General features: G+C 71.1%; 25 protein-coding genes. 19 read left to right on the forward strand and 6 right to left on the reverse strand.

Annotation, left to right across the window (positions count from 1 at the left end):
• Positions 1–41: 41 nt before the first annotated feature.
• The 3 genes from SOM18_RS16955 (at position 42) to SOM18_RS16965 (ending at position 2851) form a co-directional block, all read left to right on the forward strand.
• Complete coding sequence (locus SOM18_RS16955) at positions 42–950, forward strand: sigma-70 family RNA polymerase sigma factor (protein ID WP_320482011.1); 909 nt, start codon at positions 42–44, stop codon at positions 948–950.
• Positions 951–1027: 77 nt separating this feature from the next.
• A complete protein-coding gene (locus SOM18_RS16960; protein ID WP_320482012.1) occupies positions 1028–1633 on the forward strand; it encodes a hypothetical protein in 606 nt (201 codons plus the stop codon).
• 84 nt (positions 1634–1717) lie between these two features.
• Positions 1718–2851, forward strand: coding sequence for a helix-turn-helix transcriptional regulator (locus SOM18_RS16965; protein ID WP_320482013.1), 1134 nt, complete (start codon positions 1718–1720; stop codon positions 2849–2851).
• 16 nt (positions 2852–2867) lie between these two features.
• Here SOM18_RS16965 and SOM18_RS16970 read toward each other — a convergent pair whose 3' ends face one another.
• Positions 2868–3296 carry a flagellar basal body protein gene (locus tag SOM18_RS16970; protein ID WP_320482014.1) on the reverse strand — a complete coding sequence of 143 codons (429 nt, stop codon included), beginning with the start codon at positions 3294–3296 and terminating at the stop codon, positions 2868–2870.
• A gap of 2 nt (positions 3297–3298) precedes the next feature.
• Positions 3299–6061: a hypothetical protein gene (locus SOM18_RS16975; protein WP_320482015.1), complete on the reverse strand. Its 2763-nt coding sequence runs from the start codon at positions 6059–6061 to the stop codon at positions 3299–3301.
• Positions 6062–6163: 102 nt separating this feature from the next.
• Between SOM18_RS16975 and SOM18_RS16980 the strand changes: the two genes are divergently transcribed.
• The 8 genes from SOM18_RS16980 to SOM18_RS17015 all read left to right on the forward strand — a co-directional run bounded on the left by SOM18_RS16980 (position 6164) and on the right by SOM18_RS17015 (position 15762).
• Positions 6164–7198 carry a flagellar motor switch protein FliG gene (locus SOM18_RS16980; RefSeq protein ID WP_320482016.1) on the forward strand — a complete coding sequence of 345 codons (1035 nt, stop codon included), beginning with the start codon at positions 6164–6166 and terminating at the stop codon, positions 7196–7198.
• A 10-nt stretch (positions 7199–7208) separates the two neighbouring features.
• Positions 7209–7877: a FliH/SctL family protein gene (locus SOM18_RS16985; RefSeq protein WP_320482017.1), complete on the forward strand. Its 669-nt coding sequence runs from the start codon at positions 7209–7211 to the stop codon at positions 7875–7877.
• 79 nt (positions 7878–7956) lie between these two features.
• On the forward strand, positions 7957–9570 hold the full coding sequence (fliF, locus tag SOM18_RS16990) for a flagellar basal-body MS-ring/collar protein FliF (protein ID WP_320482018.1): 1614 nt from the start codon (positions 7957–7959) through the stop codon (positions 9568–9570).
• A gap of 116 nt (positions 9571–9686) precedes the next feature.
• The gene (gene fliN / locus SOM18_RS16995) at positions 9687–9989 is read left to right on the forward strand and encodes a flagellar motor switch protein FliN (RefSeq protein WP_414712137.1); all 303 of its coding nucleotides are present in this window, start codon (positions 9687–9689) and stop codon (positions 9987–9989) included.
• Between the two features lie 5 nt (positions 9990–9994).
• Positions 9995–11275: a sigma-54-dependent transcriptional regulator gene (locus SOM18_RS17000; RefSeq protein WP_320482020.1), complete on the forward strand. Its 1281-nt coding sequence runs from the start codon at positions 9995–9997 to the stop codon at positions 11273–11275.
• Positions 11276–11379: 104 nt separating this feature from the next.
• Complete coding sequence (gene flhA / locus SOM18_RS17005) at positions 11380–13410, forward strand: flagellar biosynthesis protein FlhA (protein WP_414712138.1); 2031 nt, start codon at positions 11380–11382, stop codon at positions 13408–13410.
• Between the two features lie 61 nt (positions 13411–13471).
• Positions 13472–15094, forward strand: a complete 1623-nt coding sequence (locus SOM18_RS17010; RefSeq protein WP_320482022.1) for a flagellar hook-length control protein FliK — start codon at positions 13472–13474, stop codon at positions 15092–15094.
• A gap of 11 nt (positions 15095–15105) precedes the next feature.
• Positions 15106–15762 (forward strand): flagellar hook assembly protein FlgD, encoded by a 657-nt coding sequence (locus SOM18_RS17015; protein WP_320482023.1) that lies wholly within the window; start codon positions 15106–15108, stop codon positions 15760–15762.
• A gap of 14 nt (positions 15763–15776) precedes the next feature.
• Here the strand turns inward: SOM18_RS17015 and fliP are convergent, their stop codons facing one another.
• Genes fliP through SOM18_RS17030 form a run of 3 tightly spaced genes read right to left on the reverse strand, consistent with a single transcriptional unit; the run spans position 15777 to position 17051 of the window.
• Positions 15777–16502 carry a flagellar type III secretion system pore protein FliP gene (gene fliP / locus SOM18_RS17020; protein WP_320482024.1) on the reverse strand — a complete coding sequence of 242 codons (726 nt, stop codon included), beginning with the start codon at positions 16500–16502 and terminating at the stop codon, positions 15777–15779.
• Complete coding sequence (locus SOM18_RS17025; protein WP_320482025.1) at positions 16495–16815, reverse strand: flagellar biosynthetic protein FliO; 321 nt, start codon at positions 16813–16815, stop codon at positions 16495–16497. Before SOM18_RS17025 ends, fliP begins: the two co-directional genes overlap by 8 nt.
• Positions 16815–17051: a FliM/FliN family flagellar motor switch protein gene (locus SOM18_RS17030; protein ID WP_320482026.1), complete on the reverse strand. Its 237-nt coding sequence runs from the start codon at positions 17049–17051 to the stop codon at positions 16815–16817. Before SOM18_RS17030 ends, SOM18_RS17025 begins: the two co-directional genes overlap by 1 nt.
• A 204-nt stretch (positions 17052–17255) precedes the next feature.
• Between SOM18_RS17030 and flgC the strand changes: the two genes are divergently transcribed.
• The 5 genes from flgC to flhB are packed head-to-tail and all read left to right on the forward strand — an operon-like array spanning position 17256 to position 20097.
• On the forward strand, positions 17256–17663 hold the full coding sequence (flgC, locus tag SOM18_RS17035) for a flagellar basal body rod protein FlgC (RefSeq protein WP_320482028.1): 408 nt from the start codon (positions 17256–17258) through the stop codon (positions 17661–17663).
• A 9-nt stretch (positions 17664–17672) separates the two neighbouring features.
• Positions 17673–18005: a flagellar hook-basal body complex protein FliE gene (locus SOM18_RS17040; RefSeq protein WP_320482029.1), complete on the forward strand. Its 333-nt coding sequence runs from the start codon at positions 17673–17675 to the stop codon at positions 18003–18005.
• A gap of 1 nt (position 18006) precedes the next feature.
• Positions 18007–18270, forward strand: a complete 264-nt coding sequence (locus tag SOM18_RS17045) for a flagellar biosynthetic protein FliQ (protein ID WP_320482030.1) — start codon at positions 18007–18009, stop codon at positions 18268–18270.
• On the forward strand, positions 18270–19031 hold the full coding sequence (locus SOM18_RS17050) for a flagellar biosynthetic protein FliR (RefSeq protein WP_320482031.1): 762 nt from the start codon (positions 18270–18272) through the stop codon (positions 19029–19031). Before SOM18_RS17045 ends, SOM18_RS17050 begins: the two co-directional genes overlap by 1 nt.
• 4 nt (positions 19032–19035) lie before the next feature.
• Positions 19036–20097 carry a flagellar biosynthesis protein FlhB gene (gene flhB, locus SOM18_RS17055; protein WP_320482032.1) on the forward strand — a complete coding sequence of 354 codons (1062 nt, stop codon included), beginning with the start codon at positions 19036–19038 and terminating at the stop codon, positions 20095–20097.
• Positions 20098–20100: 3 nt separating this feature from the next.
• Here the strand turns inward: flhB and SOM18_RS17060 are convergent, their stop codons facing one another.
• Positions 20101–20538, reverse strand: coding sequence for a flagellar assembly protein FliX (locus SOM18_RS17060; protein ID WP_320482033.1), 438 nt, complete (start codon positions 20536–20538; stop codon positions 20101–20103).
• 78 nt (positions 20539–20616) lie between these two features.
• On the opposite strand from SOM18_RS17060, the gene SOM18_RS17065 reads away from it, so the two are divergent.
• The 3 genes from SOM18_RS17065 to SOM18_RS17075 are packed head-to-tail and all read left to right on the forward strand — an operon-like array spanning position 20617 to position 22456.
• The gene (locus SOM18_RS17065; protein WP_320482034.1) at positions 20617–21756 is read left to right on the forward strand and encodes a flagellar basal body P-ring protein FlgI; all 1140 of its coding nucleotides are present in this window, start codon (positions 20617–20619) and stop codon (positions 21754–21756) included.
• Positions 21753–22037: a rod-binding protein gene (locus SOM18_RS17070; RefSeq protein WP_320482036.1), complete on the forward strand. Its 285-nt coding sequence runs from the start codon at positions 21753–21755 to the stop codon at positions 22035–22037. The genes SOM18_RS17065 and SOM18_RS17070 overlap by 4 nt, the downstream gene beginning before the upstream one ends.
• Entirely contained in the window at positions 22034–22456 is a 423-nt protein-coding gene (locus SOM18_RS17075) for a flagellar biosynthesis protein FlgN (RefSeq protein ID WP_320482037.1), read from the forward strand. Before SOM18_RS17070 ends, SOM18_RS17075 begins: the two co-directional genes overlap by 4 nt.
• The last annotated feature ends 45 nt before the right edge of the window (positions 22457–22501 follow it).

A 22501-nucleotide genomic window follows, 5' to 3' on the forward strand; every position in this document is an offset into this window, starting at 1 on the left:
CGCGCTTCTCATCGCCGCCGGTTTTCCTTGGGGGACTGTTGATGTCGAAGATTACCGCCGCACTGGAAGACGCCGTTGCCCTCGTCATCGCGAACACGCCCGCCGAGGGCGCGCCGCAGACCAACCGCCAGCGTGTCCATGCCGACCGGGCCTTCGCAACCATCCTCAAGCTGATCGCACCGCGCATCCGCCACTTCATCCGCCAATATGGACTGACGCAGCATTGGGACGATGCCGAGCAATGCTGCGCGATCGGCGTGCACCGCGCGATCCAGGCCTATGACCCCGCCAAGGCGCAGTTCACCACGTTCGTGAACTGGCAGCTGCGCGGCGAGCTGCAGGGCCTGCGCTTCCGCGTGATGACCGACCAGCGGCCGTCGGCGCGCAAGGTTTCCGCGGTCACCGTGTCGCTGAGCGCGCCCGCGCGCAACACCGATGGCGAGGACGTGGCGATGGAATCGCTGCTCGTCGACGAGGAGGCGCTCGACCGCACCGAGTCCGCCGCCGCCGCCTATCTCGCCGACAAGACGCGCACGGTGCTGATCACGCAATATCTCGATCACCTGCGCAGCACGGGGATGGAACAGCTGCGGCGTCGCGCGCGCGCCGCCGAGCCGCGGCGCGCCGCGCTGCCCGGCCAGCCTCGCCTACGCTCTGCGCTCTATCCGATCGATCCCGCCGAGCTCGCCGCGCTCGAGGAGAAGATCGCCGAACATCGCGACGCGATCGAGCGGCGGCTGGGCGGCAGCGTGCGCGAAGAGAGCGAGGACGCGGTCATCCGCGAACGCTCGCGCCAGCTCGCCAAGCGCGCCGCGGGGACGATCGCCGATCTCGCCCGCGCGATGCCGAGCTTCGCCGACGAGGCCTGTGCCGGCATGGGTGCCGGGGCGATCACCTCGCGCTGGCGCCGCGCCGGTGGCGCCACCGGCCTCGCCGACCATGCGGGCTGAATGAATTTATGACCATTTCGATAATGGCGGGCCAGAGATTCGTCCTAGAATAGGCTATCCTCGCTAAAGGTACGCCCGTGACGCTGGTTCGAAAGCTTGCCCCGCCGCCCATCGCCGCGCTCCCCCGGACGAGTCCGGCAGACCGCACGCGGATCGAACCCGTCACCGCTGCAGCGGGACTTGATCCGCTGGCGGCGCATGACATTGCCACGATCGCGGCCGGGCTGCTCCAGCTCAGTGACACCGCGCTGCTCGCGATCGCGATCCCGAGCGACGGCTGGGGCGGGCGCGCGCCGGTGCTGGTCTGGGACCACCGCCTGCGGCAATGCGCGGCGCGTACCCGCGAGCTGTGGCAGAGCGCGATCTGCGGTCCGGCGATGGACGCGGTCTGCATCGCCGCCGACGCGCTGTTCGGCATGCTGACCGCGGCCGGGCTGTGCACGCCCGATCTGACCGGCGCCTGTATCGTCACCGATGGCGTCGGCGTGGCGCTGAGCGCGTCCCCGCCGCCTCGCGGCGACGATGGCGGCGCCTGGCTGCTCGACCTGGCGGGGGGCGCAACGGCGGCGCGCGGGCATTCCCCTCGCGGAACGCCGCGTGCCGCACCGATCCTCGACTTCGCCGCGCACGGGCCCTGGGCGCTGCTCAGCGCCCGGCGCGGTGCGGGTGCCGGTGATCACTGACCCCATTGCAGGCGCCCGCGACGGATTGATCGCCGCGCCAATCGCTCTACAGGATCCGGCACGCTCCACATAGGAAGGGTCGGGATGAGCAAGGACGGTCGACGCGGTACGCCTCCGATCGGCGGGGACGCACGGCCGCAGCGTGACGAGTCCCCTCACCCGGTCATCGTCGACCGCTATCGCCACATCGTGTTTCCCAATCGCCTGCGCGAGATGCGCGTGCGTCACAGCGCGCTCGCGCTGCTGCCATTCGCCGCCACGATACCCGAAATATCCTATATCCGCCTGTCGAAGATCGAGCGGGGCGAGGTCTGGCCGCGTGCCGACGAGCTGGTCCGGATCGCCGCCGCGCTCGACGTCGAGGCGGGGTCGCTGCTTATCGACGTCGACGCGCCCGGTTTCGACATGGCGCAGTGGTTCGCGCCCTTTGCCGAGGGCGCCGCGCTCGACGACGCGGACGAGGCGCGCGGCGCGCTGCTGCTCGCCGCCGCAGTCCGGGCGCGCCGTGCCGCCGACCCCGCGCTGACCGCGGGGCTGATCGATACGCGCCACGGCATTCCCCCGGTCATCCTGTCGCGGCTCGAAAACGCGCAAAAGGGGCTGGCGCGCTGGAATGCCCCGACCGTCGCCGCGCTCTGCAGGCTGTTCGGCGTCGCGGACGAGGCGGCGTTGCGCGCCTATCTGGTCGCCGAGCATGCGAGCGGGCGGCTCGACCAATTCCTCGCGGCGATCCCGGGCGAGGCGCAGCGGATCGCGCGGACACGGCAGCGGATCGCCGCGCTCGATCGCGACCTGCGCGACGCCACCGCCACCGCGCCACCCCAGGTGCCCCCGCCCGTGCTTGCGGTCTATGGTACGCCGATCGGCGGCGGGCGGATCGCGCGGACGCCGACCGGCACGACGATTCCCGCGCCCGTGACCGTCGGCCCCAGGGCGTTTGCGCTGCGCACCGGCGCCGCGACGCTCGGCGGGGGGCTGCCCGGGCAATCGATCGTCATCGCCGATCCCGACCGGCCGGCGCTGGCGGGCGGCCTTGCGCTGGTCCGCGACGGCACGGGCGACGTGCCCGAGGGAGTCGAGGCGTACCGCGTGCTGTCGGTGGCGGTCGACCGGGCCGGCGCGCTGCAGGGCTACAGCCTCAACCCTGCCTATGACGTGGCGCTGGACAGCCTGCCGGCCGCGGACGTCTGCGCAATCGTCGCCGCCTGTTTCCCCTGACCGGGCGCGCGTGGGATCAGCCGCCGCGACCCAGCGCCGCCTTCAGCAACCCCTGCTGCTTGCGGTAGAGATTGGTCATCGTCGCGAAATCTGCCTGGATCTTGCCCAGCTTGAGCAACTGATCCTCGAGCGTGACGCTGTTGCCGTCGGGCTTGATCTCGCTGACGTCGGAGTCGACGACGATGCTGCTGCCGGTGCGCGGCGGGCGCGCGCCGAGCGCGGTCATGCCGCTGGTAAGCTGGACCCGGGGCCGCGCAATCGACGCGCGCCGGCCCCCCTCGCCCTGCGCGGCGAGCAGGTCGGCGAAGTCGGGGGCGGTGACCTCACGCGCCTTGAACCCGACCGTCTCGCTGTTCGCGATGTTCTGCGCGATCACGCGCTGGCGTTCGGCGAGATGCTTCATCTCGCGGGTGATCCCGGCGAGGATCGAGGGGCCTTGGGGCATGATCAGAATCCGTAGCTGGTCGAGGGGCTGGACAGCCGCGAGAGCGCGGCCTGGTAATTGGCGGTCTGTTTCTGCTCGATCGCGGTCGAGCCGGGCTTGCGGCCGCTTTTGGGCGTGTCGTTCGCGAGCAGCGCCTTGGTGTCGTCCCAGTAGAGCGAGCGATAGGCGGACTGGGTGAACGAGATCGCCTGCTTGATCCGCGCGAGCGCCGCAGCGGCGTCGGCGCGCGTATCGATCCGCAGCGTGGCGGTCAGGTCGAGCCCAAAGCTGCCGCCCGGCCGGATCCGCGGCGCGGCCGGATCGGCGGCGGCGGGTGCGGTGATCCGGCGCGCGGGCAGGCCGAGCTTGGCCAGCGCATCGCGCCCGACGGGCCCGGCGACGAACTCGACCGCATTGCCGGGCTTCAGGTCGACCCGCAGCGACCGGCCGTCCTTCGCGGTCGGCGTCGTCACGCTGCCGACGCGACGACCGACCAGCCGGCGGACCCGGTCGGCGAGCGTCGTCAGTGTGTCGGTATCGGTGAGGAGAATCGCGGTCGGCGGCCCGCCATTGACGCGGATCGCGAACGAATCGCCCGCACGCAGCGCGGTCTGCGCCTCGAGCGTGACCGAGTCGGTCGGGGTCAGCGTGCCGCGGTGGAGCCCGAGCGCGCCGAGCACGCTGTTGCCGCCCGGCGCGGCGCTGACCTGGACCGCGTCGGCGCGGGTGCCCGCGGTGCCGAACTGGCGGACCGCGGCGATCGCCCCCGTCGCCGCATCGATCCTAGCGACGAACGCGTCGACGTCGCCGGTGCGGGCGGTGTCGAGCACGCCCGCGGTCCGGCCGCCGACATGGATCGCGCCGCCGAGCCAGGCGACGCTGTCCGCCTGATCTTCCGCGCTGGTACCGAGATAGGTGATCGCCGCGGTCTGCAGTGCGGGATCGACGCGCGCGACGAACGCGTCGCGGCCGCCGGTGCGGGCATTGACCTGCACGCCGTCGAGCGCCGCGTCCGCCGCGCCGACGACCGCGATTCCGCCATCCGCCGCGACCGCGAGCGCGCGCGCATCGCCGCGCCCGAGATCGAGCCGGGCGAGATCGCTCGACAGCGCGGCACCGTCGATCCGTCGCAGCACCGCGCGCCCCGCCTCGGCGGTCAGCGCGAGCAGCGCGCCATCGGCGGCGACCGCCAGGCCGCGCACGCTCCCCGCATCGTCGATCACCCGCCGTTCGCCGACGCGGCCGGTCGCGTCGATCCGGGTGATCACCGCCTCCCCGTCCGCCGCGCCGTTTTGCCCGCCGACATAGATCGTGCCGTCGGACGCCACCGCGACCGCCGCCGCCTGTTGCGGGCCGGTCGCGCGGACGAGCGTCGCGAAGCGTTCGTCGCCCTGCGCATCATATTTCGCGACCAGCATGTCGCCGTCGCTGGTGCCGCCGTCGAAGCCGCCCGCGACGGTGCCCGCGACGACGATGCCGCCATCGGGACCGATCGTCACCGCCGCACCGCGCGCGCTGCCTGTGGTGCCGAGCATCCGCGTCCAGACCACCGCGCCCTCGCTGTCGACCTTGGTCAGCAGCAGATCGTCCGCGCCGTCCGCACGGTTCGCCCCCAGATCGCCCGCGCTGGTGCCGACGATATAGCTGAAGCCCTGCGCGTCGGTCGCCATCGCCGCGGTACCGACCGAGGCGGCGATCGTGGTGGCCTTCGTCTTGCCCGTCTTGTCCGCGTCGGCAGCGATCTTCAGCCGCTCGGTCGCCGCCGTGTCGACTGCGGCGATGGTGGCGAAGCTGCGCCGCGTCATCGTGCCCGCGGGGTCGTCGATCCGGCCGATCGCCACGCTCACGACCGGGGCGGGCGCGGCCGTGGCGGGCGCGACGGGCGGCCTGGCGGTCACCGGCGTCGCGACGCCGCGCGCGATCATCAGCGCGTCGCCCGCCCCGACCTGATCGATCGCCACCGTCTCGAACCCGCCGCGGGTGATCGACAGCCCCCAGCGATCGCCGGTCTTGGCGGGTTCGATCCGCACCTCCCAGCGCGGCACCGGCGCGCCCTGCGCGTCGAGTTCGACCGCGCCTGCGGCATCGCGGCGCGGGACCGCGGCGATCGCGGCGTTGATCCGGTCGGCGATGCCGTCGAGCGTCGTCGCCCCGTCGAGCGCGACGAGGATGCTGTCCGCGCTCGTCGTCGTCGACAGCCCGATGCGCAGCGTCTCGGTCCCCGCGACCCCGGGAAGGACCGCATCGCGCGCCGCGACGATGCCCTTGCCCGCAATCGTCGTCGCGCTGAGCGATGCCGGCGCGGCGACCGCGACGCTCTGTACCTGGCGGGCGATGCTGCCGAAGGACAGGTCGACCAGATCGGAGGGGGCGGAGCCGAGATAGGTCTGGAGATCGGCCAGCCCGCGGTCGAACGTCTTCTGCAACGCGGCGCGGTCGCGGCTGCCGGTGGTCGTGCCCGCTGCGGTCTCGGCAAGGATGCGGAGCCGGTCGAGTGCCTTGTAGCTGATGAAGCTGGTCTGGACGTCTGCGGGAAGCGGGCCGCTGCCGCCCGGCGCGGCGCGGTCGATGATCGACCGGAGCGCGGTGATCGCTGCGACCTGGCTGCGCACCGGGGGCGGCGTCGCGCTGATCTTCCACGGCGGGGTGGTCGCAGGCGTGGTGAATTGCAGCCGCGCCCGGCGCTGCGCGCGCGTCTCGATCGTCACCGCCGACGACGCCACGTCGGCCATGCTGGTCCCGGTCAGCAGGCCCAGACCGATCAGTCCGCTCGATAGATCCGCCATGCGTGTCGTCCGCTCCGGGTGTCGTTCCTCCTATAATAGGACGACCATGGCGGCGGCGGTGCCGATCGCCCATCGCATGCACAGGCTGGAGCAGACCCGAGGATGAACATGATGGTGGCCCCGTCCGAGCCGATCGAGATGAAGCGCTATACCGGGTCGCAACGCGCCGCCGCGCTGATGCTCGTGCTCGGCAAGGAACATGGCGCGCCGATCTGGGAACATCTGTCGGTCGAGGAGATCAAGGACCTGTCGTCCGCGATGGCACAGCTCGGCCGCGTGCCCGCGACCGTCGCCGAACATCTGCTGGTCACGTTTTCGGGCGAGGTCGGCAGCATGAACCGGCTGCACGGATCGTTCGAGACCACCGAGCGGCTGCTCGCGGGGATCCTTCCCAATGACCGCGTGCGCGAGATCATGGAGGATATTCGCGGTCCCGCCGGGCGGACGATGTGGGACAAGCTGTCGAACGTGAGCGAGGCGGTGCTCGCCGCCTATCTGCGCAACGAATATCCGCAGACGGTCGCGGTGATCCTGTCGAAGCTGAAATCGGATCACGCCGCGCGCGTGCTCGGCGAACTGCCCAAGGACGTCGCGATCGACGTCGTCCAGCGGATGCTGCGGATGGAGACGGTGCAGAAGGAGGTGCTGCAGCAGGTCGAGCAGACGCTGCGCAACGAATTCATGAACAACCTGTCGCGCGCGCAGCGCCGCGACCCGCACGAGGCGATGGCGGAGGTGTTCAACGCGATGGACCGGTCGACCGAGGAGGCAATGCTGTCCGCGCTCGACGAATCCGCGCCCGATTCCGCCGAACGGATCCGCGCGCTGATGTTCACCTTCGAGGATCTCGGCAGCCTGTTGCCCGCCGCGATCGGGACGATCGTCCGCCAGGCGGACAAGCGCGAGATGGCGCTGGCGCTGAAGGGCGCGCCCGAGACGATCCGCACGCTGTTCCTCAGCACGATGACCGAACGCTCCGCCAAGCTGATGCGCGAGGACATGGCAGCGATGGGCCCGGTCCGCGCGCGCGATTGCGACGCGGCGCAGGCGGCGCTCGTCCGGCTGGCCAAGTCGCTGGCGGATCGCGGCGAGATCATGCTCGTCGATCCCAAGAGCGACGACACGATGATCGTCTGAGGCAGGACCGATGGACGCCGCCTTCCACATCCGCCCGTTCGCGTTCGACCGGGTGTTTCCCGCAGTCGAGACGCCGAGCGATTCGGACGATCCGGTCACGCTGCGCCTGCGTATCGCGACGCTCGAGGCCGAATGCGCGCTGGCCGCCGCCGAGCGCGCCGCGGCCACCGCGCAGGCGCACGACGCGGGCTTTGCGCAAGGGCTTGCCGCGGCGCGGGCGGACCGCGAGGCCGGGCTGCTCGCCGCGACCGACGCGCTGCACGGCGCGATCGAGGAGATCGACGCGCAGCTGGAGGGGCTCGCCGACGAGGCGGCGCAGGCCGCGGCGTCGATCGCGGCCACCGCCGCCGAACTGCTCGCGGCATCCGTGCCGCCCGCGCTGGCGATCGACGACGCGATCGGCCGCGTGCTGCGCCAGGTCGTGCGCGGTCAGGAGATCGAGGTCGCGGTCCACCCCGAGCTGGTCGACGAGATGACGCGGCGGGTCGCGGTCCGTCAGGCGGGCGACCGCCGCCGGCTGGCGATCAGCATCGTCGCCGATCCGACTCTGCCGATCGGCGACAGTCATATCCACTGGGACCAGGGCGGGGTCGTCCTCGACGCCGCGCAGCGCGCCGACGCCGTCCGCGCGGCGTTCGCGCAGGCGCAAACTGCGGCTGCTCCGACCCAACCGGACTGAGCCTGCACGCCACTAGGCAAATTTGTCCGCCCGGCAAAAATGTCCGCCCCTCGCGCCGCCTATAATGAACGCGAGAACCATGGGGGATCGCTTGGAGCAGCTTCGCGCCGGACTGGCACAATTGGGGCGCCAGCGCCTGATGATGATGGGCGGGGTGGCAATCGCGTTGCTGGCCGCGCTCGCCTTCGTCGCGCTGCGCGGCGGCGAGAGCCGGATGGCGTTCCTCTACACCGATCTTGATCCCGCCGCCGCGCAGGCGATGGCGGACAAGCTGAAGGCGCAGAACGTGCCCTTCGCGCTGTCCGCCGACGGCACCGCGGTGCTCGCGCCCGAGGACCGGCTGGCGGCGCTGCGCATGAGCATGGCGGGCGAGAAACTCGGCGGCAAGATCGGCTATGACGTGCTCGACCAGGAAGAGCCGTTCGGCGTCTCCGCGAGCCGCGCCAAGATGAACGAGACGCGCGCGATCGAGGGCGAGCTCGCCCGCTCGATCGAGACGCTGCAGAGCGTGACGCGCGCGCGCGTGCACATCGTCATGCCCGAACGCGCGATGTTCGCGACGTCGACGAGCAAGGCGAGCGCCGCGGTCACGGTCAAGACGCGCGGCCGGCTGTCCGCCGAGGCGGTCCAGTCGATCCGCCATCTGGTCGCGTCCTCGGTCGCGGAACTGACCCCCGAGGCGATCTCGGTGGTCGACCAGACCGGCGCGCTGCTGGCGCGCGCGGGCGAGGCGGGGGTGATGGGATCGGGCGCGGCCGACGAACGCCAGGCGCAGGTCGAGGGCAAGCTGCGCGACGAGGTCGAGGCGCTGCTCAAGCCGATCGTCGGCGACGGCAAGGTCCGCGCGGAAGTGTCGGCGGAGATCGACCGCGACCAGACGCGCGAGGAATCGGACATGTTCGATCCCGACAAGCAGGTCGTCGCGCACCAGGTCACGGTCAACGGCAAGGACCAGAATGCCGAGACCAATCCCGCCACGTCGCTCGCCAGCGTCGGCCAGCAGCTGCCCGAGGCGCAGAACGCTCCCCCCGCCGCAGGGACGAGCGGCGGTCGCCAGGAGGCGCATGACGAGACGTCCGAGGACATCACCTACGAGAACAGCAAGACGCACAGCGTGGTGCTGCGCGCGCCGGGCCGGATCAAGCGGCTGAACGTCGCGGTGATGATCGACGGCGGCGCCAAGGGCCTGCCCGCCGCGCAGATTCAGCGGCTGACCCGGCTGGTCGAGACCGCGGTCGGCGCCGACAGCGCGCGCGGCGACAGCGTGGTGATCGAAAGCATGGCGTTTGCGGGCGACCCGGCGCTTGCGGACACGGACGAGGGCTGGCTGGCGATGCTGCCCGCGGGCGGGATCGCCGATTTCGTCAAACTGCTGCTGATCGCCGCGGTCGGGCTGGTCGCGCTGCGCATGCTCAAGTCGAAACCCGGCGCGGGCGACGCGGGCGATCTCGCCAAGGCCGATATCCTGTTGCGCGGCCAGACGCCGCAGCCCGCCGCGCTGACCGGACCCGACGGCACGCCGATCGACGCAGAGGGCCCCGGCGGCGAGCCGGTCGCCGCGCTCGATCAGGAAATCGCGCTCGACCAGGTCGATGGCCGGGTCAAGCTGTCGATCCTGCAACGCGTCGGCGACACGATTTCAACGTCCACCCCCGAATCCGCCTCGGTGATCCGCCAGTGGATGAACGCATGATGGAGCCGCGCATGAGCGATACGCCCGCCACCGATACGCCGACCCTGATCGCCCCCGGTGATCCGGTCGCGTTCCTCGACGAGTTCGACGACATCCTGCCCGACGGCGCGCCGACGATGCAGCTGCCGGGCGCACCTGCCGCCGCGGCCACGCCAAGCGCGAGCGCGAGCGCGGACGAACCCGAGCTCCATGCGGTGTTCGACGTTCCAGTGCGCGTCCAGGCGGTGCTCGGCCGGTCGCGCATCCCGATCGGCGAGCTGCTGCGGCTGAAGGTCGGGATGGTGATCGAGCTCGACCGCAAGGTCGGCGAGCCGGTCGACATCTTCGTCAACGACCGGCTGATCGCGCGCGGCGAGGTCGTGCTGATCGACGATTCGCTCGGCATCACGCTGACCGAAATCGTCCGGCAGGACCGTTGAGCGCGATGGAGCCGCTGTTGAACGTGGGGCTGTTGCTGATCGGCGCGCCGGGAACCGAATTGCGGCTGGCCGCCGAGATGGCGCGCGAGGCGGGCGCGGATGTCGCGATGGCCGACACGCCGGATCTCGCGCTCGTCCGGTTGCGCCGCGAACATCGCGCGCTGGTGATGATCGACGTCGAGACCGATGTCGCGGGGTTCCTGTCGCGGCTGCGCCACGAACGCTTCGCGCTGCCCGTGCTGGCGTGCGGGATCGATGCGCCCGCCGAACGCGCGGTCGCCGCGATCCGCGCGGGCGCGTGCGACTATGTGCCGATGCCGCCGCAGCGCGAGCTGATCGCCGCCGCGCTCGCGCTGGTCGCCGCAGCGCCCGACACGACGCTGATCGGCAAGGCGCCGGCGTTCCTGCGCGCGACTGCGGCGCTTGCCGCGCTGGCGCCGGCGCGCACGTCCGTCCTGATTCTGGGCGAACGCGGCAGCGGCAAGGCGCATCTCGCGCGGGCGCTGCATACTGCACATGACGCCCGCCTGCCCTTCCTGTCGATCGGCTGCGGCGACGACGCGCGCGAGATCGTCGAGACCACGCTGTTCGGCCGCGAGCCGGGCGTGGCGACGGAGGCCGATCCGGGGCGGATCGGCGGCATCGACCAGGCGCGCACCGGTACCTTGGTGCTGCGCGACGTCGACCGGCTCGCCCCCGTGGCGCAGGCGCGGCTGGTCGAGCGGTTGCGCCGCGCCGACGATGTCCGCCTCGTCGCGACGAGCGCCGCCGACCTGCCCGACCGTGTCGCCGCGGGCGCGTTTCGCGGCGACCTGCTCGCGCGGCTGGCCGGGGCGGAGATCCGCGTGCCGCCGCTGCGCGAACGCCCGGGCGACGCCGCGCTGCTCGCGGCGCATTTCGCGCGCGGCGCAGCGCAGGGGTCTGCCGGCGGCGTCGATCCCGACGCGCTCGCGCTGCTCGACGGCTATGCCTGGCCCGGCAATGTCCGCGAGCTGGAAGACGTGGTGCAGCGCGCGCTGATCCTGTCGCGCGGCGCCGCCATCGGCCCGGCCGACCTCGTGCTCGCCAATGGCGAACGGCTGACCGCGGTCGCCAATGTCGAGGTCGCGAGCCTGGTCGGGCGGACCGTCGAGGAGGTCGAGCGCGCGCTGATCCTGCGCACGCTCGAACGCTGTCACGGCAATCGCACCTCCGCCTCGGGCATCCTCGGCATTTCGGTGCGGACGATGCGCAACAAGCTCAAGACCTTCATCGAGGCGGGCATCGCCGTCGCCCCCGCACAATGAGCCGGGCGGGCGAAATGCGCGCAGCCGGGGGTACTCGCGGCGGCACGGGCGGGGGTTCGGCAGGCCTGGCCGGGCTGGTCCAGCGGATCGGCGCGAACCGCGACATGGCGCTGGCAGTCGGGGTGATCGCGATCATCGGCATGCTGATCCTGCCGATGCCCGGCTGGATGCTCGACCTCGGCCTCGCGCTGTCGATCACGCTGTCGGTGATGATCCTGATGACCGCGCTGTTCATCGAGAAACCGCTCCAGCTGTCGGCCTTCCCGACCATCCTGCTGATCGCGACGATGCTGCGCCTCGGGCTCAACCTCGCCTCGACGCGGCTGATCCTGGCGCATGGCCATGAGGGGCCGGAGGCGGCGGGCGGGGTGATCGCGGCGTTCGGCGACCTGCTGATCGGCGGCGACACGATCATCGGCCTGACGATCTTCGCGATCCTCATCGTCATCAACTTCGTCGTCATCACCAAGGGCGCCGGCCGCATCGCCGAGGTCGCTGCGCGGTTCAGCCTCGACTCGATGCCCGGCAAGCAGATGGCGATCGACGCCGATCTCAACGCCGGCACGATCGACGAACGCCAGGCGCGCGAACGCCGGACCGAGGTCGAGGCCGAAAGCGGCTTTTACGGCGCGATGGATGGTGCGTCGAAATTCGTGAAGGGCGATGCGGTCGCAGCCCTGCTGATCACCGCGATCAACGTGCTAGTCGGGCTGATCATCGGCGTCGGCGTGCACGGCGTGCCGTTCGGCGAGGCGTTCCACAGCTATACGCTGCTGACCGTCGGCGACGGGCTGGTCAGCCAGATCCCCGCGCTGATCGTGTCGATCGCCGCCGGCCTGCTGGTGTCGAAGGGCGGCGTCGCGGGCAAGACCGGCGCCGCGCTCGGCGATCAGCTCGGGCGCTTCCCCAAGGCGTTCGGGATGGTCGCGGCGCTGATGGGCGCGCTCGCGCTGCTGCCCGGCCTGCCGTTCGTGCCGTTCGCGATTTTCGCGGGGCTGAGCGGCTGGGCGGGCTGGGCCTTGTCGCGCAAGGCCGATGCCGAGCAGGCCCGGCTGCGTGCGGAAGAGGCGCTCGCGAGTGCGGAGGAGCGCGCGGTCGAGGAACCGATCTCGCGTACGCTGGCGATCGACGCGGTGCGGATCGAGATCGGCTATGGCCTGCTGCCGATCATCAACGATGCGCAGCGCGAACCGCGGCTCGACGACCAGGTCCGCGCGCTGCGCCGGCAGATGGCGGCGGAGTATGGCTTCGTGCTGCCCGCGGTGCGGATCATCGACAACATGGCGCTGCAGCCTAACCAATATGTCGTGTTCATCAAGGAGACCGAGGCGGCGCGCGGCGATATCCGGCTCGACCGGCTGCTGGTGATCAATCCCGGCGGCGGCGCACTCGCGCTGCCGGGCGAACCGACGCGCGAGCCGGTGTTCGACCTGCCCGCGCTGTGGATCGACCGCGAGCTGCGCGACGAGGCGGGCCTGCGCGGGCTGACCGTGGTCGATTGCGGGACGATCATCACCACCCACCTGACCGAGCTGGTCAAGGACAACATCGCCGACCTGCTGAGCTATACCGAGACGCAGAAGCTGCTGAACGAGGTGCACGCGGAGTCGAAGAGCCTGGTTGCAGACATCGTGCCCGGCCGCATCTCGATCTCGGGCGTGCAGCGGATCCTGCAGAACCTGCTGTCCGAGGGGATCTCGATCCGCGACGTGCCGACGATCCTCGAGGGGATCGCCGAGGCCGCGCCGCTGACCGCGAACATCACCCAGATGACCGAGCATGTCCGCGGCCGGCTCGCCCGGCAGATTTCCGCGCAGCAGTCGCGCGACGGGGCGATCCCGATCGTCACGCTGTCGAGCGCATGGGACGCGGCGTTCGCCGACAGCATCGTCGGCCAGGGCGACGACCGCCAGCTGGTGATGGCGCCGTCGAGCCTCCAGGCGTTTCTCGGCGCGATCCGCGAGACGTTTGACCGGCTGGCGGGCGACGGCGAGATCCCCTGCCTGCTGACGACGCCGTCGATCCGCCCGTTCGTCCGCTCGATCATCGAGCGCGTCCGCCCGGCGACCGTCGTGCTGTCGCAGAACGAAATCCATGCCCGCGCGCGAATTCGCTCGCTCGGCACCGTCGGGTGAGGCCGCGGGCCGTCTATAATGCGCTGATGGCCGGTAATGGGCCGGAAGGACGACGATGCCGATGATCGCGACATCTGGCTGGCCGCTGACGCCGAGCCTGGCTCCAACGAGCCTGCCCTCAACGGGTGTTACCCCGGCGGGTCCGACCGCGTCCGGTCTGGGTGCGCCCGGTCTGGGTGCGCCGGGATCGCTCGAGCTTGCCGGGTCACCGGGCTTCGCGGACGTGCTGGCGCGCATCGACGCGGCCGCCGGCGCGATCGTCGAGCCCGGCATGGCGCGGCCCGGTCCCGCCCCCCTGCCCGCTCCGGTCGTGACGATCGCCCCTGCGCCGACACCGCCGGGCGCGGCGCCCGTGCCCGCAGCGATGATCCCGGTCGCAGCGGCGGCGCTTGAACCGCCTGCCCCCGCTTCGCTCGATCCCGTGCTCCTCGACACCCCGCCTCCGGTCGCGGCGAGCGCGCCGACCACGCAATCCGCTGATCCTGAGCCGTTGCCTGTCGACCCGCTGGGCGAGGCCTCCGCGCACGAGAAACCAGAGCCGCCCGGGGAGCCGCTCGTCGCGCCGCCCACGCCGGACCCATCATCGGCGCGGACGGACGCGCCACCGCTCCAGACGGCCCAGCCGACAGCGCCGGCCATCACCCCGGATGCACGCCCCGCGGTCGCGCGCGCGGAGACGACGACCGCGACGACGCCTGCGCGCGATACCGGGACGCTCCGGCCGGCCGCGACGCGTCCGCGACCGGTCGCGCGACGCGAGAAGATCGCAACGACCGCTGCCCTATCCCTTGCCACACCTGCGGCCCCCCTGGCTGCCCCTGCTCCCGCCCCGGCAAGTCCCATCGACCCGTCGGCCGCGCGGCACGGCGCGCCGAACCCGGCCGTGGCTGCCGCTCCGTCGGCAGCGCCGCAAAACCCACTCGCCGCCACGCGCGACCATGGCCCCCCGGGGTCCTCGACCACCACCGACCCGGTGGACGTGATCGGCGTGTCGGCGGGACCGGGGGCGGCGGTACCGGAAGCGGCGGGCGCCGTACCCCGCCCGCATCTTGGCGCCGACACCGCCCAGCCCGGTCGCGAGCCGGTCGTCACGGCCCCGCCGTCCGCCGCCGTGCCGGACGCAGCCGTCCGCCCGCCGGATCCGGGCGCTTCATCCCAACAGCCCGCCGGCACGGCTGGCGTCCTGAACGCGGGTTTCATGCCATCCGGTCGCGACGACCAGCCTGCTGCACCGACCATCGTCGCAGCCCGACCGGGCCGGTTCGGGGCCGAGATGGGCGTCGCGATCGCGCACCATGCGGTCGCGGGCAAGCCCGAGACGATCACCGTCCGGCTCGACCCCAAGGACCTCGGCCGGATCGAGGTCCGGCTGTCGTTCGACGGTGCGGGTACGCTGCGCGCGGTCGTCACCGCCGACACGCCGGGCGCGCTCGAGATGCTGCGCCGCGAGAGCGGCGATCTGGGCCGCGCGCTGGCCGATGCCGGACTCCGGTCGGACGCGCAGAGCCTGCGGTTCGACACACGCACGCCCGGCGGCAACGATCCCGGCCAGCGCCAGCCCGGCGCCGACCCGCGCCAGCCCCAGACGCGGCAGCGGCGTGCCGACACCGAGTATCAAGGCTTTGCCGAAACCCCGATCTATCGCCCGCTGCGGACCAGCGGGCGCGTCGATCTCACCGCCTGAGGACTATGATCATGAGCCTTTCGACGACGTCCGCGCTCGGCGCCAGCGTGACCCGGCCGACGCTGGGCGGCGCGTCCGCCGACTACAGCATGTTCCTGAAGCTGCTGACCACGCAGATGCAGAACCAGGATCCGCTCAAGCCGATGGATTCGACCGAATATACGCAGCAGCTCGCGCAATTCTCGCAGGTCGAGCAGACGATCCAGCAGACCAGCAAGCTGAACGACATCCTGGCGCAGCTCACCACGCAGAACATGGCGCAGGCGTCGGGTTTCATCGGCCATGTCGGGCAGTTCAACTCGACGGTCGCCGGGCTGAGCGCGGAGACGGGGGCGAGCTGGACCTATTCGGCGCCGCGCGGCGTCACCGCGCTGACCGCGACGATCACCGACGGATCGGGCAAGACCGTCGCGACGATGGCGCTCGACCCCGCCACCAGCGGTAGCGTGACGTGGAATGGCGGGCTGGCGGACGGATCGCGCGCGGCCAACGGCCCCTATTCGCTGTCGATCGCCGCCGTCGATGCGTCGGGCGCGGACGTGCCGGTGTCGGTCACCACCAGCGGGACGATCAGCGAAGTGATCGCCGAGAACGGCAATCTGACGCTCGGCGTCAACGGCGCGCAGATCCCGATCGCATTGCTGACGAAGCTCCAGTCCGCCGGGTAATCCGGCGGCGGCGTTCAGGTCCCGAAGCTGCGCACCAGCGACCCGCAGACCAGCGCCCAGCCGTCGACGAGCACGAAGAAGATGATCTTCATCGGCAGCGAGATCGTCGGCGGCGGCAGCATCATCATCCCCATCGCCATCAGCACCGCCGCCACCGCCAGATCGATGACGAGGAACGGCAGCAGCAGCAGAAACCCGATCTCGAACGCGCGCCGCAGTTCGGAGATCATGAAGGCGGGGACCAGCGTCGCCAGACCGGTCTGCGCGCGCGGCGCCGCCGCGGTCTTGCCCAGCCGGTTGAACAGCGCGAGATCGTCGTCGCGGACTTGCGAGAGCATGAAGACGCGGAACGGCTCGGCGGTCTTGGCAAAGGCCTGCGTCTCGGTGATCCGGCCCGCGGTATAGGGCTGCACGCCCTGCTGCCACGCGGTCTCGAAGGTCGGCGCCATCACGAACATCGACAGGAACAGCGCGAGGCTGATCATCACCGGGTTGGGCGGCACGCCCTGCGCGCCGAGCCCGCTGCGCAACAGCGACAGCGCGACGACGATCCGCGTGAACGACGTCACCGTCATCAGGATGCCGGGCGCGAGGCTGAGCACCGTCAGCATCAGCACGAGCTGGATCGCGCGCGCCGAGAGCGGCCCGTCGCCGAGCGCGCCCGCCACCGTCTGCGCGATCGCAGGCGACGGCAGGGACAGGAGGACGAGCGCGGGCAGCAGGAGCAGGCGCCTACGCATCGGCCGCGACCTTTTCGACCTGGGCCGCGAACGACAGCGGCGCGTCACGGACGATCCCCGTCTCGAGCACCGCGACCCGGTCGGGCAGCAGCACGAACAGATGTTCGCAGCCGTCGCGGCGGACCAGCACGAGCGAGCGCCGCGCGTCGATCGCCACGCGCTCGACCAGCGCCAGCCGCCGGTCGGGGACCGCGCGGCCGATCCGGCCGGGCAGCGCGATATCATAGCGGCGGACCGCCCATAGCGCCCCCGCGAGCAGCCCGAGGACGATCCCCAGCCCGCCCAGCGTGCGCAGCACCGCGACGATCTCCATCAGGCGCGCCCGCTGCGCAGCACTTCGGTCACCTCGAGCGACATCACGTCCTCATGGACATAGATCTTGCCCGTCGCGACCGCCTTGCCGTTAACGAACACCTGGGTCGGCTCGTCATGGCCGCAATCGAGCGGGATCATCGCCCCGCGGCTCATGTTCAGGATCTGGCGGATCGGCACCTTGGCCGATCCCAGCACGATCGAAACCTCGATCTGGATATCTTCGAGCACGGACATGGGGTCGCTCCTCCTGCCCCCATGATAGGAAAATCTTGCCGGGTGCCGGCGCCGGACGCGGTTTTCGTGCGGCGCACCCGGAAGAAAATGCCGGGTGGCGACCGGGGGCGGCAAGTTCTGCCTATGATGATTGCGAACAGCGAATACCCAACAGCGAACAACGGCGCCGCCGCCATGCCGGCCGCGCCCCGGGGAACACGGATCATGGATCTCGATACGTCGTTGCGGGTGTCCGCATCGGGGCTGAAGGCGCAGGCGCGGCGGATGCGGGTGATCGCGGAGAATCTCGCCAATGCGGATTCGGTCGCATCGACCGCGGGCGGCGATCCCTATCGCCGCAAGGTCGCGAGCTTCCGCGCCGATGTCGACCGTGCCACCGGCGCGACGGGCGTCAAGGTCCAGGCGATCGACACCGACAAGACCGCGTTCGCGCGCAGCTACCAGCCGGGCAACCCCGCCGCCGATGCGACCGGCTATGTCCTGACCCCCAACGTCAACGCGCTGGTCGAGGCGGCCGACATGAAGGCGGCGCAGCGCTCCTACGAAGCCAATCTCAACGCGATCGAGGCCGCCAAGGGGCTGACGATGCGCACCATCGACCTGCTGAAATAAGGAAACGCGATGTCTATCGGAGCTTTGGACGCGATGACGGCCTATGGTCGCGCGCTGGGTGTCGGCGCGGAACAGGGGATTGGCGGGCTCGGCGAGACTGCCGCCGCCGCGACGCCCAAGGGCGCGGGCGGGTTCGGCACCATGGTCGAATCGCTCGTCAGCACCACCGCGGCCGCGCTGCGCACCGCCGAGAGTGCGGGCGTGAAGCAGGTCGCGGGCAAGGGCGACCTGATCGACGTCGTGACCGCGATGGGCGCGGCCGAGACTGCGCTCGACACCGTCGTCGCGGTGCGCGACCGGATGGTCAGCGCCTATTCCGAAATCATGCGGCTGCAGATCTGACATGACGCCGGCCGTCGCGATCGACATCGCCCGCGCGGGGATGATGCTGCTCCTCACCATCTGCGGCCCGCTGCTGCTGGTGTCGATGATCGTCGGCGTCGTCATCAGCCTGGTCCAGGCGCTGACCCAGGTGCAGGAACAGACGCTGACCTTCGTGCCGAAGCTGGTCGCGGCGGGCATCGCGCTGCTGCTGACGCTGCCGATGATCGGCCATGCGCTGGCGGGCTTCACCGCGCTCGTCGCCGATCGCATCGTCGCCGGCTGATGCCCGACCTCCAGGGCCTGCCGATCGAGGCGAGCGCGTTCCTGCTGCTGTTCGCGCGCGTCGGTGCGGTGCTGATGCTACTGCCCGTCTTTTCGGAAGAGGCTGTTCCCGGCCGGATCCGGCTGATGATCGCGTTCGGCCTGACACTCGGGCTGTGGGGCCTGTTGTCACCCTACGCACTGCCCGCCGCGAAGGACACGACCGCATTACCGGGGCTGATCCTGGTCGAGCTCGCCACCGGGCTCGGGCTCGGCGCGCTGGTCCGGATGATGTTCCTGGCGATGGCGACCGCAGGGTCGATCGTCAGCCTCCAGATCGGCCTGACCTCCGCGATCGTCGCGGATCCCGCGCAGGGCGGCCAGGCGAGCGTGGTCTCCAAGCTGGTCGGCGTCGCCGCGAGCGTGGTGTGCATGGGCCTGCTCGTCCATCACCTGTGGATCGCCGCGCTGGTCCGCTCCTATGCGAGCTTCCCGATCGGCGGCGTCCCCGCCGCCGGCGATTTCTCCGCGCTGGCGGTTGCGACCGCGGGCCGGTCGCTGGCGCTGGCGGTCGCGCTGTCGGCGCCGATGATCGTCTACGGGATCGTCTTCAACGTCGCGCTGGGGCTCGCCGCGCGACTTGCGCCCGCGATCCAGATCTTCTTCGTCGCCCAGCCGGTCAACCTGCTGTTCGGGCTCGCGCTGCTCGCGACGCTGCTCGGTGCGATGCTGACGGGCTTTGCCGAGGCGATGACGCAGTGGATCCAGACGGGCTGGGGCTGACCGCATGGCCGACAAGGACCAGAAGACGCATGACCCGAGCGAAAAACGGCTCGCCGATGCACGCAAGAAGGGCGACACGCCGAGCGCACCCGAAATGCGCCATGCCGCGATCTTCGCCGCGATGCTGGTCGTGCTGGGCGGGCTCGGCGTCGACGGTTTCGCGCGGCTTGCGACGATGCTGGTGCGGCTATGGGGTCGCGCGGACGATTTCCGCATCGATCCGCAGGGCTCACAGGCGCTCGCGACCGGGCTGTTCAGCCAGCTGGCGACGGTGTTCGCCCCCGTCTTCGCCGCGCTGGTCGCATTCGCGCTGCTCGGCGGGCTGGTCCAGGGCCGCCCGAGCCTGTCCTGGTCGCGCGTCGCACCCAAATTGAGCAAGCTGTCGCCCGTATCGGGGGCCAAGCGGCTGTTCGGCCTGCGCGCGCTGATCGAATTCGCCAAGACGCTCGCCAAGCTGTCGGTGATCGTCGCGATCGCGGTGACGGTGCTGTGGCCGCATGCCGCCGCGCTCGACACGCTGGTCGGGATCGATCCGGCCGAGCTTGGCGGCGTCGCGGGCGGGCTGGTCGTGATCCTGGTCAAGAGCGTCGCGATTCCGGTCGTCGCGCTCGCGCTGTTCGACTTCGTCTATCAACGTCGCAGCTGGTTCAACAAGCTCAAGATGTCGCTCCAGGAGCTGAAGGACGAGTATAAGGACAGCGAGGGCGACCCGAAGATCAAGGCGAAGATCCGCCAGATCGCGATGCAGCGCGCGCGGCGCCGGATGATGAGCGCGGTGCCGGACGCGAGCGTGATCATCACCAACCCCACCCATTATGCGATCGCGCTGCGCTATGACCATGCCCAGGGCGGCGCACCGGTCGTCGTCGCCAAGGGCGTCGACGCGGTCGCGCTGCGCATCCGCGAGGTGGCGACCAAGGCGGGCGTGCCGATCGTCGAGAACCGCCCGCTCGCCCGCGCACTCCATGCGTCGGTCGAGATAGAGCAGCCGATCCCCGCCGAGCATTATGCCGCGGTCGCCGAGATCATCGGCTATGTCATGCGGATCGCCCGCGCCCGCGCCTGAGGGTCAGGCGATCACGTCATGGCGGGCGAGCTCGACGCGGACGCGCAGCTCGACCGCGCGCGCGATATCGGCAAGCTGCGGATCCTCGGGCAGCGTGAAATCGCGCGTCCAGGCCGCCAGCGCGACGAGCGCCTCGGGGGCCGCCGCCCCTTGCGCGACCTCGCGATCGAGCTGGTCGAGCAGCGTCAGCCCCCGCTCCGCGGCGACCGCCTGCCGGCGCCGCCGTTCGACCGCGGGATCGATCGCCGCGAGCGCGACCAGCATCTGCACCGAGGTCGCCGGCTGCGGCATCGCGGCGACCGGCCGCGGCGCGGGGCCGCCGACCGGATCGGAGCCCGTCGCGGCGGTGGCGGAGAACCCCGTACCGTCCGCAGCGCTTCGGCCAGCCAAAGTCGCCAGCAGCGCCTGCCGCAGCAGAACGGGGAGCGTGTCGATCCTCATTTCATCCCCGGCCAGCCCGTGACGGCGCAGCCTATCCTATAAGTCTGGCAGAGTTCAACGGTGTCGAGGTCCCGCCGCATGCCCCTTTCGCGCGCTCGATATGTCGGGCGATATGCCCGGCGACATGCCCGGGCGATCCTGTCGGTCGTGCTGGCCTGTGCCGCGACGACCGCGGCGTCCGCGTCGTCGCGCGTGAAGGACATCGTCGACATCCAGAATGTCCGCACCAACCAGCTGGTCGGCTATGGCCTGGTCGTCGGCCTGCCGGGCACCGGCGACCGCACCAACAACGCGCCCTTCACCGAGGAAACGCTGCAGGCGATGCTCGAGCGGATGGGCGTCAACGTGCGCGACGCCAAGATGAAGCCCGCCAATGTCGCCGCGGTTTCGGTCACCGCGACGATGCCGCCCTTCGCACGCGCCGGCTCGACGATCGACGTCCAGGTGTCGGCGATCGGCGATGCGAGCAGCCTGCAGGGCGGGACGCTGCTGGTATCGTCGCTGCGCGCACTCGACGGCAATATCTATGCGGTCGCGCAGGGGCCCGTCGCGGTCTCCGGCTTCAAGGCGCAGGGCGCGGGCGCGAGCATCAGCCGCGGCGTGTCGACCTCCGCGCGGATCGCCGGCGGGGCGATCGTCGAACGCGAGGTGCCCTATGCGCTGCGCTCGGCGACCAGCCTCAAGCTCGCGCTCAAGAACCCCGATTTCACCACCGCACGGCATATCGCGGGCGTCATCAACGGCCGGTTTGCCGGGACCGCGCACGTGCTCGACCCCGGCACGGTCGAGATCGCGGCGGCGGGCGGCTTTGCCGGCGATGTCGTCGACCTGCTCGGCGAGATCGAGAATTTGCCCGTCAATGTCGACCAGCCCGCGCGGATCGTGATCAACGAGGCGTCGGGTACGGTGGTGATGAGCGCCGACGTCCGGATCAGCCCGGTCGCGATCGCGCAGGGCGGGCTGACCATCACCGTCAGCGAGACGCCGGTCGCGTCGCAGCCCGCGCCGCTGTCGCAAGGCCAGACCGCGGTCCTGCCGCGCACCCGGATCGGCGTCGACGACGGCGGTGGCGCCTCGCTCGCGATCGTCGAGGGCGCCTCGCTGCAATCGCTGGTCGCAGGACTCAACACGCTCGGCGTGTCGCCCCGCGACCTCATCACCATCCTGCAGACGGTCAAGTCGGCAGGTGCCCTCCAGGCCGAGATCGCCGTACAATGATCGCACCCATTCCCGCATCACCCGCATCGTCGGCCGTCCCGGACTCGAAGGCGGCGCAGACCGCGAAGAGCTTCGAGGCGGTGTTCCTCGGCCAGATGACGCAGATGATGATGGCGACGGTGGAGACCGACGGCGCATTTTCCGGTGGGCATGGCGAGGAGATGTTCCGCGGCGTGCTGGCCGAAAAGCTCGGCACCGCGATCGCTGCGGCGGGCGGCGTCGGCCTGGCCCCCGCGGTCCTCAGACAGATCATCGCCCTGCAGGAAGGATCCGCCGCGTGACCCACGACCTCGACGAAGCATTGCTCTCGCTCGACCTCATCCTCGACGAGGAGAATGACCGGCTCGGCACGCCGGGCTTCGACCTGCTGCCGCCCGAACTCGTCGCCGCCAAGATGCGGATGGTCGGCCTGATCGAGGCGGAACAGGGTCGGCTGCTGCGCGACCGCGCCGCCGACAGGGTGCGGCCGGACGACGCGGACTGCGAGCGCAGCGCGATGCTGCTCGCGGGCGTGCTCGACAAGCTGACGCTCAACGCGACGCTGCTCGAGCGACGGATCGCGCTGTGCGACGACCTGATGGCGGCGATCACCGCGGAGGCCAAGCGCCTCTCGGGCGGGCGCAGCATGGTCTATCGCGCGTCCGGCACGCTGTCGCACGCCGACCAGCCCACCCCGATCGCGCTCAACAACAGCTTGTGACCCCGCGCGCCGCCGCGGCGGGCCGACGGGGACCAATTCCGGAGA

The sequence above is a fragment of the Sphingomonas sp. CFBP9019 genome (genome assembly GCF_034045155.1).
Lineage (GTDB): Bacteria > Pseudomonadota > Alphaproteobacteria > Sphingomonadales > Sphingomonadaceae > Sphingomonas > Sphingomonas aerolata.

Coding starts and splice junctions, on each gene's coding strand:
- SOM18_RS16955 (WP_320482011.1), top strand. CDS start 42: ATGTCGAAGATTACCGCCGCACTGGAAGACGCCGTTGCCCTCGTCATC.
- SOM18_RS16965 (WP_320482013.1), top strand. CDS start 1,718: ATGAGCAAGGACGGTCGACGCGGTACGCCTCCGATCGGCGGGGACGCA.
- SOM18_RS16970 (WP_320482014.1), bottom strand. CDS start 3,296: ATGCCCCAAGGCCCCTCGATCCTCGCCGGGATCACCCGCGAGATGAAG.
- SOM18_RS16975 (WP_320482015.1), bottom strand. CDS start 6,061: ATGGCGGATCTATCGAGCGGACTGATCGGTCTGGGCCTGCTGACCGGG.
- SOM18_RS16980 (WP_320482016.1), top strand. CDS start 6,164: ATGAACATGATGGTGGCCCCGTCCGAGCCGATCGAGATGAAGCGCTAT.
- SOM18_RS16985 (WP_320482017.1), top strand. CDS start 7,209: ATGGACGCCGCCTTCCACATCCGCCCGTTCGCGTTCGACCGGGTGTTT.
- fliF (WP_320482018.1), top strand. CDS start 7,957: ATGGGGGATCGCTTGGAGCAGCTTCGCGCCGGACTGGCACAATTGGGG.
- fliN (WP_414712137.1), top strand. CDS start 9,687: ATGCAGCTGCCGGGCGCACCTGCCGCCGCGGCCACGCCAAGCGCGAGC.
- SOM18_RS17000 (WP_320482020.1), top strand. CDS start 9,995: ATGGAGCCGCTGTTGAACGTGGGGCTGTTGCTGATCGGCGCGCCGGGA.
- flhA (WP_414712138.1), top strand. CDS start 11,380: ATGGCGCTGGCAGTCGGGGTGATCGCGATCATCGGCATGCTGATCCTG.
- SOM18_RS17010 (WP_320482022.1), top strand. CDS start 13,472: ATGATCGCGACATCTGGCTGGCCGCTGACGCCGAGCCTGGCTCCAACG.
- SOM18_RS17015 (WP_320482023.1), top strand. CDS start 15,106: ATGAGCCTTTCGACGACGTCCGCGCTCGGCGCCAGCGTGACCCGGCCG.
- fliP (WP_320482024.1), bottom strand. CDS start 16,502: ATGCGTAGGCGCCTGCTCCTGCTGCCCGCGCTCGTCCTCCTGTCCCTG.
- SOM18_RS17025 (WP_320482025.1), bottom strand. CDS start 16,815: ATGGAGATCGTCGCGGTGCTGCGCACGCTGGGCGGGCTGGGGATCGTC.
- SOM18_RS17030 (WP_320482026.1), bottom strand. CDS start 17,051: ATGTCCGTGCTCGAAGATATCCAGATCGAGGTTTCGATCGTGCTGGGA.
- flgC (WP_320482028.1), top strand. CDS start 17,256: ATGGATCTCGATACGTCGTTGCGGGTGTCCGCATCGGGGCTGAAGGCG.
- SOM18_RS17040 (WP_320482029.1), top strand. CDS start 17,673: ATGTCTATCGGAGCTTTGGACGCGATGACGGCCTATGGTCGCGCGCTG.
- SOM18_RS17045 (WP_320482030.1), top strand. CDS start 18,007: ATGACGCCGGCCGTCGCGATCGACATCGCCCGCGCGGGGATGATGCTG.
- SOM18_RS17050 (WP_320482031.1), top strand. CDS start 18,270: ATGCCCGACCTCCAGGGCCTGCCGATCGAGGCGAGCGCGTTCCTGCTG.
- flhB (WP_320482032.1), top strand. CDS start 19,036: ATGGCCGACAAGGACCAGAAGACGCATGACCCGAGCGAAAAACGGCTC.
- SOM18_RS17060 (WP_320482033.1), bottom strand. CDS start 20,538: ATGAGGATCGACACGCTCCCCGTTCTGCTGCGGCAGGCGCTGCTGGCG.
- SOM18_RS17065 (WP_320482034.1), top strand. CDS start 20,617: ATGCCCCTTTCGCGCGCTCGATATGTCGGGCGATATGCCCGGCGACAT.
- SOM18_RS17070 (WP_320482036.1), top strand. CDS start 21,753: ATGATCGCACCCATTCCCGCATCACCCGCATCGTCGGCCGTCCCGGAC.